At 50.0% G+C, this 12,644-nt stretch carries 10 protein-coding genes; 9 read left to right on the top strand and 1 reads right to left on the bottom strand.

From position 1 onward, the window contains the following. The first annotated feature begins 2 nt into the window (after positions 1-2). From HXW94_RS12210 to HXW94_RS12180, 7 genes are all read left to right on the top strand, one after another. Positions 3-920, top strand: a complete 918-nt coding sequence (locus HXW94_RS12210; RefSeq protein WP_178367181.1) for an AAA family ATPase — start codon at positions 3-5, stop codon at positions 918-920. Continuing rightward, on the top strand, positions 920-1,834 hold the full coding sequence (locus tag HXW94_RS12205) for a DUF58 domain-containing protein (protein WP_178367180.1): 915 nt from the start codon (positions 920-922) through the stop codon (positions 1,832-1,834). Before HXW94_RS12210 ends, HXW94_RS12205 begins: the two co-directional genes overlap by 1 nt. Then, positions 1,831-3,888, top strand: a complete 2,058-nt coding sequence (locus HXW94_RS12200) for a transglutaminase TgpA family protein (RefSeq protein ID WP_178367179.1) — start codon at positions 1,831-1,833, stop codon at positions 3,886-3,888. Before HXW94_RS12205 ends, HXW94_RS12200 begins: the two co-directional genes overlap by 4 nt. Before the next feature lie 239 nt (positions 3,889-4,127). Further along, positions 4,128-5,855: an aldehyde ferredoxin oxidoreductase C-terminal domain-containing protein gene (locus HXW94_RS12195; protein WP_178367178.1), complete on the top strand. Its 1,728-nt coding sequence runs from the start codon at positions 4,128-4,130 to the stop codon at positions 5,853-5,855. A 92-nt stretch (positions 5,856-5,947) separates the two neighbouring features. Beyond that, positions 5,948-6,265, top strand: a complete 318-nt coding sequence (locus tag HXW94_RS12190; RefSeq protein ID WP_178367177.1) for a MoaD/ThiS family protein — start codon at positions 5,948-5,950, stop codon at positions 6,263-6,265. Further along, a complete protein-coding gene (locus HXW94_RS12185; protein ID WP_178367176.1) occupies positions 6,262-6,501 on the top strand; it encodes a MoaD/ThiS family protein in 240 nt (79 codons plus the stop codon). The genes HXW94_RS12190 and HXW94_RS12185 overlap by 4 nt, the downstream gene beginning before the upstream one ends. 36 nt (positions 6,502-6,537) lie before the next feature. Beyond that, positions 6,538-7,344, top strand: coding sequence for a ThiF family adenylyltransferase (locus HXW94_RS12180; RefSeq protein WP_178367175.1), 807 nt, complete (start codon positions 6,538-6,540; stop codon positions 7,342-7,344). An 8-nt stretch (positions 7,345-7,352) separates the two neighbouring features. Here HXW94_RS12180 and ftsY read toward each other — a convergent pair whose 3' ends face one another. Continuing rightward, positions 7,353-8,516, bottom strand: a complete 1,164-nt coding sequence (gene ftsY / locus HXW94_RS12175) for a signal recognition particle-docking protein FtsY (RefSeq protein WP_246293939.1) — start codon at positions 8,514-8,516, stop codon at positions 7,353-7,355. A gap of 310 nt (positions 8,517-8,826) precedes the next feature. On the opposite strand from ftsY, the gene HXW94_RS12170 reads away from it, so the two are divergent. Continuing rightward, the gene (locus tag HXW94_RS12170; RefSeq protein ID WP_178367174.1) at positions 8,827-10,242 is read left to right on the top strand and encodes a GGDEF domain-containing protein; all 1,416 of its coding nucleotides are present in this window, start codon (positions 8,827-8,829) and stop codon (positions 10,240-10,242) included. A 23-nt stretch (positions 10,243-10,265) separates the two neighbouring features. After that, positions 10,266-12,356, top strand: coding sequence for a 6-phosphofructokinase (locus HXW94_RS12165; RefSeq protein ID WP_178367173.1), 2,091 nt, complete (start codon positions 10,266-10,268; stop codon positions 12,354-12,356). Positions 12,357-12,644: the final 288 nt, after the last annotated feature.

The following is a 12,644-nucleotide window of genomic DNA, read 5'->3' as shown; positions in this document are numbered from 1 at the left end:
ATATGTCACAAGCCGTTGAGCAGATGGTGGAACAGGTCTCCCGGGTTATCCTGGGAAAAGCGCAGCAGATTCGGCTGGCCCTGGCCTGTTTTTTTGCCCGGGGCCATCTGCTGATTGAAGATTACCCGGGGATCGGCAAAACCACCTTGGCAAAGACCCTGGCAAAATGCATGGGCCTGGATTTCCAGCGCATGCAGTTTACCTCAGATCTTTTACCCGGTGATATCCTCGGGGTGTCGGTGTTTGACAGGAACACTGCCGGGTTCACATTTCACCCCGGTCCTATTTTTACCCAGGTTTTTCTTGTGGATGAGATCAACCGGGCAACCCCTAAAAGTCAGAGCGCCCTTCTGGAAGCCATGGAAGAAGGGCAGGTTACCGTGGAAGGGGAATCCCGGCCTCTGAACACCCCCTTTTTTGTCATTGCCACCCAGAATCCCCTGGAACAGGCCGGCACGTTTCCCTTGCCCGAATCCCAGATGGACCGCTTTTTGATGCGCCTCTCCCTTGGGTATCCGGACCGCCGGGCGGAAAAGCGGATTCTCAAAGGGGAAGGCAGCGCAGGTGTTATTGCCGATCTTGCCTGCTGCATGGAAAACACCCGGGTCTCCCAAATCCAGGACGAAGTCGCGCAGGTCCATGCGTCAGACCATTTCCTGGAATACTTACAGGACATCCTGGAATTTACCCGGACCTCCGGGGAATTTCAACTCGGGCTGTCTCCCAGGGCAGGGCTCTCCCTGCTTCGGGCGGCTAAAGCCTGGGCCTACATCATGGGAAGGGATTACACCATCCCGGAAGACCTCCAGGAAATTCTGCCCTGGGTGGTCGGCCACAGGCTCAGGCTTCGCCACGACCTGGGCCATCTGTCCGGTAAAAAGCTCATGGATCTGTTCAGCCGCGTGCGGATACCCGTTTAATGAAGCTGAACAGGTCCCACCTGAGCCTTAGACCCACCCAGCACGGGATCATTTTTATCGCCATCCTCATTGCTATGTTCCTGGGTTCGATTAATTACAATAACAATGCCGGATTCATCCTGGTTTTTCTTTTAGGCACCATGGCCTTGATTTCCCTGTTTCACTCTTATAAAAATCTTGTGGGACTGGACGTGGTACAAAGTCATGTAGAACCTGTATTCATCGGGGAGACCCTGGTTTTTTCCTTCCGGATAAAATCGCTAAAATCAGTAAAAATCGAACAAGGCCAGGCCCTTTTTGCGCAGTTTGACGGAACGACATCCGCTTCCTTTTTATCCGGGACGTCCATGCGCCGGGCTGATCTGGAAATGAAAGCAAAAACAAGGGGCATCCTGAACCCGGGAGATCTGACCCTGTTCTCCACCTATCCTTTCGGGCTCTTCCGTCTTACAGCCCGCATCCCCGTAAAAACCCAGGGCCTGGTCTATCCCAGGCCCATAGCCGGCCCAATCCCAACATCGCTTGCCGGAGGTCGGGAACATGGGGAAAAAAGCGATGGCAGGGGCGGGCCGGATGACTTCCAGGGTCTTGCGCCATACGTGCCGGGAAATCCCATGGGTCGCATTTCATGGAAAACCTATTCTAGGGGATTGGGGATTTTTATTAAAAATTTCACAGCAGAAACCGGCGGGGAAATTCTGCTGGATATGGACCTGATCAAATCCAGCGGTGTTGAAGAAAAATTGTCCCTGCTCTGTCGGGCGGTCTTAGATGCTGAAAAAGAAAATCTGCGGTACGGCCTGCGCCTGGCCAATGGGGTGAACATCACTTTTGACAATGGCAGGCCCCACTGCCACAAATGCCTTAAGGCGCTGGCACTATACGGCAGTCAAGGGGAGGGGCCGTGGGCATGAGAACCGCTTATTTTACTGCCGTCTCCAAACAGCAGGGACGTGTCTCTTTTGACCAGGAAAAAAAGGAAGCCGTTCCCATTATCATTGCTTTGGTGTCGGCCATTGCGCCCCATGTACCGGGTCTGCCTTTGTGGATCACCCTCTGGTGCATGGCCATGTGGGGGTATATGCTGGCCCGGTTTAAAACCGGATGGCCCCTGCCTTCCGTATCGATGCGCTATCTTCTGACATTCATCGGACTGGCAGGTCTTTTAGCCACCTTTCGGCAGGGGATCGGTGCAGATGCCTTTGTCGGACTCATGGCGTTGATGGCAGCCATAAAGCCCTTTGAAATGCACACCCACCGGCACCGGATGATCACCCTGCTGTTAACCTATTTCATCATCATCACCGCCCTTTTCAGGTCCGATGCCCTGCTCATCATGATTTACATGATTTTTTCAGTTTTCGTGACCACCACAGCCCTGATCCGGATCAATGCGCCGGATATAAATATGAACCAGTGCAGACGTCTGGCCGGCACCATCCTGGCCCAGGCCCTTCCCCTGGTTGTCGTGCTTTTCCTGGTATTTCCCAGGCTGCCGGACAGCTTGTTCGGGATCCAGGACCCGACCGCAGGACGGTCAGGGTTGTCCAATACCTTGTCTCCCGGAAAGATTTCATCCCTGGCAAAAGATCAGACCCCGGCCTTCCGGGTTGAGTTTGGAAATATCCGCCCCCGGTCGGATCAACTCTATTGGCGGGCAATTGTCTTCGAGGAATTTGACGGTCGCACATGGCGCCCTTCGGCAGAAAAGACGCAAGCCGCCGGCAATCATCCCACAGACGAGGCAAAAAAAGCTGCCCAAAGCCGAACAGCCATCGTCCAAACCATTTTGCTGGCCCCCCATAATACCCATTGGCTCATGGCGCTGGATCGTCCTGTAAAAGGCCCGAACTGGGCTTTAAACGGGCAGGGCCGGACCCTGAAATCCAGAAAAAAAGTTACCAAAAAAATTCAGTATGAAGTGACGTCCCTTATCCCAGGAGATGCAAACCATCCTTTAGAACCCGTTCCGGATCAGAATTTGGCAGCCAAAATCATTTCCGGCAATGGGGCATTAAATCCAAAAACACGCAAATTTGCCCAAACCTTAAGACAAACACCCGGCACCCCGGCAGATAAGGTCCGGCGTGCCCTGGCCTATTTCAGGGAAAACGGCTTTTCCTATACCTTGACACCGCCGCCCCTGGGAACCCACCCCATTGATGATTTCCTGTTTAATACCCAAAGCGGCTATTGCGAACATTATGCCTCTGCCCTGGCCTTCCTGCTTAACAGTGCAGGCATTCCTGCCCGGGTGGTGGGCGGATACCTGGGCGGAGAACTCAATCCCTTTGGTAACTTTCTTACTGTTCGTCAGTCATACGCCCATGCCTGGGTGGAATATTTCGACGGCACGGCTTTCAAGAACACAGGAGATTGGATACGGACAGATCCCACCGGGGTCGTGGTCCCGAACCGGGTTCGTACCAACCCGGACGGCTCTTCTGTCCGAATTGCACCGGGGAACCGGGCCCTGCCTTTTATGACCCGGCTGGGATTTGCCCTTGAAGCCCTTAACCTGAAATGGGAAACCTGGTTTACGGGGTATTCCGCATTTGAGCAGAATGCCTGGCTCAAAGCCATGGGATTGATAAAAAACAACCAGGCCGGCGGGCCGATGCTCTTTTTTCTTACCTTATGCGGCATCAGTCTTTTTGCGGGTATCCTGATTTGGCGTTTTAAAAAGAAACCTGTGTCATCGGATCCGGTTGCCCTGGCTTTTGAGCAATTTACAGACAAACTGTCCCGGGCCGGGATCGTCCGTGCGCCCGGCCAGGGGCCGGTTGCATTTGCACAGGCCTGCATTCATCAACGCCCGGACCTGACAGATGAGATTCAATTGATCATGGAGCTGTACATCGGTCTTCGGTATAAAGGCTCGGGTTCCGTTATGGATTCAGATCAGGAATCAGACCGGTTCCGGGTCTGTGTCAAACGATTCAACCCGAGTAAAAAGAAGAAGAGGTGAGCCGGCCCTCTACAGCAATATTTGAATTGGGATGTGTCGGAATTTGTCCGTATCGGTTATATATTTCTTACAGGCAATCCTGGGATTAACTGCTAATCTTGAAGAACAACGTATTTTTTACTCAACTAGAAATTTATAAAATATTAATGATTTTAATAAGTTGACATGAAATTCCCAGGGTTTTAATATAGGCATTAAGTGTAAAACAGTCTCTAAAAGACAGAATCAAGGAGCTCCTCATGTCAAAAATATTAAGAATAAATACCAGGGAAAAAACCTATTCATTTGAAACACCGGCCGAAGATATTGCCGGGCTTGGCGGACGGGCCCTGACGTCGAAAATGATTTTAAATGAAGTCCCTGCCACATCCCACCCTTTAAGCAAGTATAGCAAACTGATCTTTGCACCGGGGCTGTTATCGGGCTCTCCGGCTGCCAATTCGGGGCGGCTTTCCGTAGGCGGAAAGTCTCCGTTGACCGGTGGTATTAAAGAGAGCAACAGCGGCGGCCTTGTTTCCCAGAAACTGGCTCGGCTCGGGATTAAAGCCCTGGTCTTGGAAGATAAACCTGAAGACGACCGGTTCTCCATGGTTGTTATTAAAAAAGACCGTGTTGAATTCCTTGCCGCAGACGAATATGTGGGCGTATGCAACAGCGATATGATCACCAAGCTCTGGGACCGGTTTGGAAAACGTGTGGCCACGGCAAGTATCGGGGTTGCCGGGGAACAGCGCCTGACATCCGCTTCCATCCAGTTTGCCGATCCCAAGGGACATCCCGGCCGGGCCGCCGGCCGGGGCGGTCTTGGGGCGGTCATGGGGTCAAAGAAGATCAAAGCCATTGTGGTGGATGATAAAGGCACGGACCGTGTGCCGCTCCATGATCCCGATGCCTTTAAGGCCGCCAATAAAAAATGGGTGGAACTGCTCACGTCTCATCCGGTTTCAGGCCAGGGCCTGCCTGCCTATGGGACAGCCATTCTGGTCAATGTCATCAACGAAGCCGGTGCCCTGCCGACCAAGAACTTCAGAACCGGACGGTTTGAAAATGCCCAGGACATCAGTGGCGAGACCATGGCCGCCAACATTGAAAAACGCAGTGGGGTTGCTACGGAAGGGTGTCATCCGGGCTGCGTAATCAAATGCTCTCAGGTCTACAATGACAAGGACAACAATTACCTTACCTCGGGCTTTGAATATGAGACCATCTGGGCCTTTGGGGCCCATTGCCTGATCAAGGAGCTGGATGATATTGCCATGCTGGACAGACTGTGTGACGATTTGGGCCTTGATACCATTGAAACCGGTGTAACCATGGGCATTGCCATGGAGGGCGGCATTATTCCCTGGGGAGACGGCAAAGCAGCCATTGAGCTGCTTAAAAAAGTGGGCACAGGCGATCCCATGGGCAAAATTATCGGAAACGGTGCCGCCTTCACGGGCCAGGCCCTGGGTATTGACCGGGTGCCGGTGGTAAAACGTCAGGCCCTGCCGGCCTATGACCCAAGGGCGGTCAAAGCTGTGGGGGTTACATATGCCACAACGCCCATGGGCGCGGATCATACCGCAGGATACGGTGTATGCCAGAATATTCTGGGCGTGGGCGGTTCCATTGATCCTTTGAAAAAGGACAACAATGTGGCAATCTCCAAAACGCTGCAGATTGCCACCGCAGCCATTGATGCGGCAGGTCTGTGCCTGTTTGTGGCTTTCCCGGTACTTGACAACCCCGAAGGTCTGCAGATGATTGTGGATATGATCAATGCAAGGTATGGTCTTAGTCTTGTGGTTGATGATGTGACAACCTTGGGTATTTCCATTCTCAGGGATGAACTGGAATTTAACCGCCGGGCCGGTTTCACCCCAAAGGATGACCGCCTGCCCGATATGTTCAAGGAACCCTTTGCGCCGCACAATACCACCTGGGATTTCACAGATGAGGAACTGGCTGAAGCCGTAAAATTTTGATTGATTTTAACTGTTTTTCCGGGGCAGTGGCGTGCCAATTGCCCCGGTTTTTATTTCACTCGATGATCAAGCTTTAGGTGGTTGTAACTCATATGGGCAGTGTACTTTTTAATGCGTTTTCATTTCTACAGAAAAAACTAAAAGCACAAGATATTCCTTGTGTAAATGCCGTGCTTGATTTAAAGGACGGTCAACGCGTAAAAGATATTTTAGATGATCTGGGAATAGCGCCCCAGGATATTGAAGGGGTGTTTGTTAACGGCAAGATTGCTCCCTTTGAGACCCCGCTCCATGACGGCGACCGGATTGCGGCCCTGCCGCCCGGTACCCCCGGACCATACCGGCTTCTTCTGGGGCTTGTTTCTTCCCCAGGTAAAAAATCGGACAAAAAGAAAGACCTCACCAAATGAAAATAGAAGTCAGACTGTTTGCCTCACTCGCTGCCTATGCCGACCATGGGGATATGGATTCTGAGGGCTGTCTCAATCTTGAGGGGCCGGCCACTATACGGGATGCAGTCCTGCGGTTAGGTGTTCCTGAACAGGAGATCAAACTGGTGTTTTTAAATGGGATAGGCGCGTCTCTGGATTCTTCTCTCAAAGACAAAGATCGTGTGGGGATTTTTCCCCCCATTGGGGGTGGATGATGCCAAAGGGTCATTCTCTGGAATCCAGGGCACGAATTGAAAAGGACTGCCGGGGAAAAAGCTGCCGCGTTTATTTGTGACCAGGACCTTCTGGAACTGGCTGGTATCTTGAACGTTTCGCTGCATCAGATGTATCTGCAAAGCATGGAAAAGGGCATTCTGCCTTTGCGTTATCTTCGCAACATGCCTTCCATCTCTTTAACGCAGCAGATAAGCCTGCAAAAGTCCCGAGTGGCCGTGGTCGGGGCAGGGGGCCTCGGGGGGCGTATCATAGAAGGGCTCTGCCGCCTGGGCGTCGGCGCGTTACACATTTTTGACCCGGATTCTTTTGATGAGACCAATCTCAACCGTCAGATATTTGCGGACCAAAATAGCCTGGGCAATCCTAAAGTCGAGGTGATGCAGGAATGCTGCCGCTTGATCAATCCTGCCGTACAGATTACGGCTCATCGGATTGCGGTGACGGATCAGAATCAGGATGCCCTGTTTGCAGATGTTCAGGTGATTGTTGATGCCCTTGATACGCCAGGTGACAGACTGACCTTGGCTGCCATTGCCGGCAAATGCCGTTTACCCCTGGTGCATGGGACCGTTGCCGGATTCGGGGGGCGTGTGATGGTCATCCACCCCTTGGATGGGCGCATGGAAATGCTTTATGGCGGTCAGGAAGACGCGTGTTCAGCTGAACACCAATTAGGTACGCCGGTTTTGTCTCCGGCGCTTATTGCGTCGTTTCAGATGATGGCAGTCCTTAATCTTCTTTTAGGAAAAAATCAGGCCGGAGACAGCCGGATGATCTATGCGGATATGGAGAAGCCATCCCTGGATCTTTTTGAACTATAGTTGACGAATCAGTCATCGAACAGCGCATCGATAAAGCATTTTGCATCAAACTCCTGCAGATCGTCTATGGCCTCACCCACACCGATGTAGGCAATGGGCAACTTCATGGTGGATGAGACTGCCGCCACAATTCCGCCTTTTGCCGTGCCGTCCAGTTTGGTGACACTCATCTGGGTAAGTCCCACGGCTTGGTTGAAAATATCTGTCTGGGACAAGGCATTCTGGCCGGTGGTGGCGTCAATGACCATCATTACATCATGGGGTGCCCCCTTGTATTTTTTATCCACGGAGCGCTTGATCTTTTTTAATTCCTCCATGAGATTTTTCTGGGTGTGCAGCCTGCCCGCCGTGTCAATGAGCACCACATCAACGTCCCGTGCCATGGCTGCTTCAACGGCATCGTAAGCAACAGCGGCCGGGTCCGCCCCTTCTTTGTGCCGGACAATGTCTGCACCGGCCCGCCGGGCCCAGATTTCAACCTGCTCAATGGCGGCGGCCCTGAACGTGTCGGCTGCTGCAATCAAGACCTTTTTGCCTTCGGCCTTATATTTCATGGCCAGTTTGCCAAGCGTGGTTGTTTTGCCGGTCCCATTGACACCCACCATCATGATGACATAGGGCTTGGGGCCGGATGGGGCAGGGGGGGCGGGTTCATGAAAAAGCGTGTATAATTCATCTTTCAGCACCTGGCGAAGTTCATCTCCCGTGGCCAGCCCCCGGCTTTTTTTCTTGATTCGCGCCATGATGTCCATAGTGATATCAATGCCAAGATCAGAGGAGACCAGACGGTCTTCGAGCTCTTCAAACAGATCGTCATCTATGGCTTTGGCCGGGGAGAACAGTTCTGTGACATCCGTATTCAAAACAGTTCGGGTTTTGGCCAGACCTGATTTAAGTTTTGAGATCAGCCCTGTGCCCTCTTGGATTGCAGGCTTTTCCTGAACCTGTTCCTGGATAACCGTTTCTTCAGTCTGCGCCGGTTCCTGCTCTGTATCGGATTCCTGGACTGGCTCCGGCTCTATGTCCGGTTCAGGGGTCTGATCTATGGCCGATTTAAGCTCCATCACCGGTTCTTCGGGCGAGACCGGTTTTTCCTCGACAAATTCATTTGCCGCCTTAGGTTCATCTGACTGTAAGTCCGGTTCTACGTCTGATTTTAAGTCTGCTTGCAAACAAGATTCCGGTGAAATTGATTCTTCCTCGGGTATATTTTCTTCTGAAACGAATTCAGTCTCAGTTGTTTTTTTTTTCTTAAAAAAGCTGAACACCACCCTTTTATCTCCTCTTTATATTTGATTATATGCCTTAATCTGCTAATTTTAGTCCTGGTTTGGCAATCGGATACCAGGTTAATATGTGCTGTTTTTTACAATTTTTAGCAGTCGCAATCAAGCCTTAGGGCTGTTAAAATACTTTACTTTCGTTGTCTCACTGGTTAAAAGTAATCAACCATTACAAGTCGTTTAAACTTGGGGATACATTATGGTCGAACAACGTAATGATAAAACAGAGCAATTACAAGCTGAAATAATTAAATTGAGATCCCAGAAGGATCATTTGCTCAAGGAACTGGATACCGTGGAGGCGCAGTATGAAAATATTGATAGCCTTTACAGAAGGTATTTTCCCATTATTTTAGATGCACTTTCCCAAGACAGTACGGCATTTGGCAAGGCCTGTATCCAGCTGGCGACGGCCATGCGGAAAAAGGCTTCCCCGGTTAAGATCGAATATATTTTCGGTCAGATTAAAACGGCTATGATCCATGAAGATGTCAGCCCTGTTGCTGCCCCCCCAAAAAAAGGCTTTCTTTCCTATTTTCGAAAGAATTCATCCGAAGATCAGATGCTTGAAAATCTCAGGCAGAGTTACCAGGATGTGGTGAATCAACTGAAATCCATCCTTGATCAAAAATATACCCAGAAATTGGAATCCATTACCTCAAATCTGCTTAAGATAGAAGAGATACAAGATTTTGAGGGGGTTCGGGAAAATATTTTTTCCCTTATTTTCAATTATATTACAGAAACCAGCCAGGATCGGGAAAAGGTTAATGCGTTTATTCGAGATATCGTGTCAAGGATTTTTGAAATTGAAAAGAAACTGGTCTCTTCCTATGAACAGACAAACTCGTTGCTTTCTTCAAATCAGGGATTGGAATCCATCTTAAATGACGAAATGGCCGGGATCAAAGATTCATTTGATGCGGCTGAAAGCATAGATGATTTACGGGCAAAGATTTCTACGGGTCTTTCGTCCATTGAAAAGGCATTGGAAAAAAAGCAGAAAGTGGACCAGGCCATCAGCCGCTTGGCTGAAAAAAGCAAGAACTCCTTTACCTCCGGGTTTGCCAGACTTAAGCAGGAGTTGCACTCTGCCACAAAATACTCCGAAGAGCTGGAGAAAAAACTCAATGAGGACCAGCTGACCAGTGCCAAAAACCGCAGGGCCTATGACAAGAAAATTCAAGAAGAGATGGATCGGTTTCTTCGGTATAAAACTATTTTTTCCCTTCTGCTCATTGACGTGGATAAGTTTAAAAATATTAATGATACCTATGGACACGCCATTGGTGACCGGTGCCTGCAGGAAATTATTAAACGAACCCAGCCTTTATTAAGAAAAAATGATATGCTTGCCCGGTATGGCGGCGAAGAGTTTGTCGTCATCATGCCGGAGACAGATACAAAAAGCGCAATGAAGGTTGCGGAGAAAATCCGCCGGACCATAGAAAAAATTGAATTCCTGTATAAAAAGGAGAATGTCAGGCTTACGGTCAGCATTGGCGTTTCCTGCATTAAAGACGGTGATACGTCTCCAATGGATTTATTTGGACGGGCGGATATGGCTGTGTACAAGGCAAAGGAAAATGGTCGAAATCAGGTTATAACACAGTAAGTAAAAAATATTTTGGAGTGATAATGGAAGATAGTCCCCTGAAAACGCCCTCTGACGTGAGGGCCCAAGCCCTTCAAACCATGAATGAGGAGAGCAGGGAAAATCTGGCACGAAGACGGTTTTCCCCTGAAAAAATAGATATTTTTAATGCATCACAGACATCTCTTGAGGCATTAAAGGAATATCGGTTTTTAAAAAATACCGAAGCGGAACGTATGCTGCCCGGAATTATCAATAACCCGGTACAGCAAGTGATTATAGATGCTGATCCCGATGAAAAGGCAAAGGCTCAATTTTCAAAGCCGCGACACATCGGTGTGGTTTTTTCCGGCGGGCCGGCCCCGGGAGGTCACAATGTCATTGCCGGCCTTTTTGATGAGATGAAACGGTTTAACAGCGCGTCAAAGATGTTCGGGTTCATTAAAGGGCCCGAAGGGCTGCTTGAAAACCGGTATATTGAAATCACCGCAGAACTGGTGGACACCCACCGGAACATGGGCGGTTTTAACATGATTAAAACCGGGCGGACCAAAATTGATTCCGGCAGCAAAATGGAGTTGGCCCTGACTGTATGCAAGGGATTGAAGCTGGATGCATTGGTGATTATCGGCGGGGATGATTCCAATACCAACGCCGCCTTTTTAGCCCAGCACTTTAAATCCTCAGGGATCAAGGTCATTGGTATACCTAAAACCATTGACGGCGATATCCAGGTAAAAACAGAAACCGGCAAGGTATTGTGCGCCACCTCCTTTGGCTTTCATTCTGCGGCCCGGGCCTTTGCACAAAACATTTCCAATCTGGCCAATGACGGCAGCTCCGACATTAAATACTGGCATGTGTGCAAGGTCATGGGCCGGGTGGCAAGCCATCTGACGCTGGAGACCGCGCTTCAGACCCATGTGAATATCGCTTTGATTGGTGAGGAATTAGCAGACTATGTAGACCAGGATCGTCTGGCAAAGGCCCGGGAAAAGGGCGAACAGATGGATTATAACGCCTATGGGATGACCCTGCGCCATTTGTCCCGGGTGATTTGTGATATTATTGTCCGGCGGGCCGCATTCGGCAAAAATTACGGCGTGATGATCATCCCGGAAGGCATTCTGGAGTTTATCAATGAAATTCAGGTTTTCATCACAAAACTCAATAAAATCATTGCAGATTATAATAGAATTCATGACATAGATTTCCACAGGACATTTCCCACCCTGAACGAAAAACTGGACTATCTGCGCAGGATATCCCAGGGGATGATGGACAAGGGCCGGTTTCCCATATGGAATATCCGGGATGATGAGCTGTTCAATCAGCTGCCCAGGTTTTTCAGGGAAGGGCTTTTGGTAGAAAGGGATTTTCACGGCAATTTCCAGTTTTCCCAGGTTAAAACCGAGAAGATCATCATGGACATGGTTAAAGAGTATCTGGATGTGCTTCGGGAGCAGGGACGCTACAAGGTTGGTATTCTTCGGGATGATTATGTGTCACTCATGCATGATGCGGGCATGGATCCGGACCTGTTTGCCCCGGCATTGTTTAAAAACCCCCAGGATAAATACGTGCTGGTCAAACCGGATATCATCTCCCTTAAAACCCTGAGGCATGCCCTGGTTAACGCAGGTATGCTGGATTCTGAAGAAGAGACCCCGGAGATTTTTATAAATATATTTAGAAAGTCCCAAGCCGAATTTAAAACCCAGCCCCATTTTTACGGATATGACGGTCGGGGCACCGATCCAACCTATTTTGACTGTTGTTATGCGTACAATCTAGGACTTACGGCCTTTCACCTGATTGCAGGCGGTGCCACAGGTCAAATGGCGGCCATTATCAATCTGGAAAAGGAATTTGACCAGTGGCAGCCGGCCGGTATACCCATTGCCCGGCTTATGCACCTTGAGGAACGCAAAGGACGCCTGGAACTGGTCATGGAAAAAAGCATTGTTGATCTGGAATCCAATGCCTTTAAGGTTTTTCAGGCGATCAGGGAGGACTGGGTGGCGGCCTGTGCATGTCCTGACCGGTTCAGGAATCCAGGGGCCATCGGGGTTTCCAAGGAGATGGAAGAGGACCGCCCCTTAACGCTCCGCCTCAACGCCCTGAAGTCCCAGTAGTAGATTAAGAAACGAGTCCGAAATAATTTAAGCGTATAGGAATTTCCAGCACCCAGTACCCAGTACCCAGTACCCAGTACCCAACACCCAACACCCAACACCCAACACCCAACACCCCGCCCAAAGGGCGCTAATTTAAGCCTAGGGGATTCCAGTGTTGCGTCAACTACCCACCGACACCTTTGGTGATCGGTGGGCTTGTGACTTCGGTTGCAAGTCCTGTTGATTAGCCTTGAGAGCCTTCGGGCTTTCGTTCTAAAGGAATATATAGGCACCCTGGTAATATTA

This window comes from Desulfobacter latus, from assembly GCF_013389365.1.
Taxonomy (GTDB): domain Bacteria; phylum Desulfobacterota; class Desulfobacteria; order Desulfobacterales; family Desulfobacteraceae; genus Desulfobacter; species Desulfobacter latus.
This window is presented reverse-complemented; position numbering and strand designations above follow the sequence as displayed.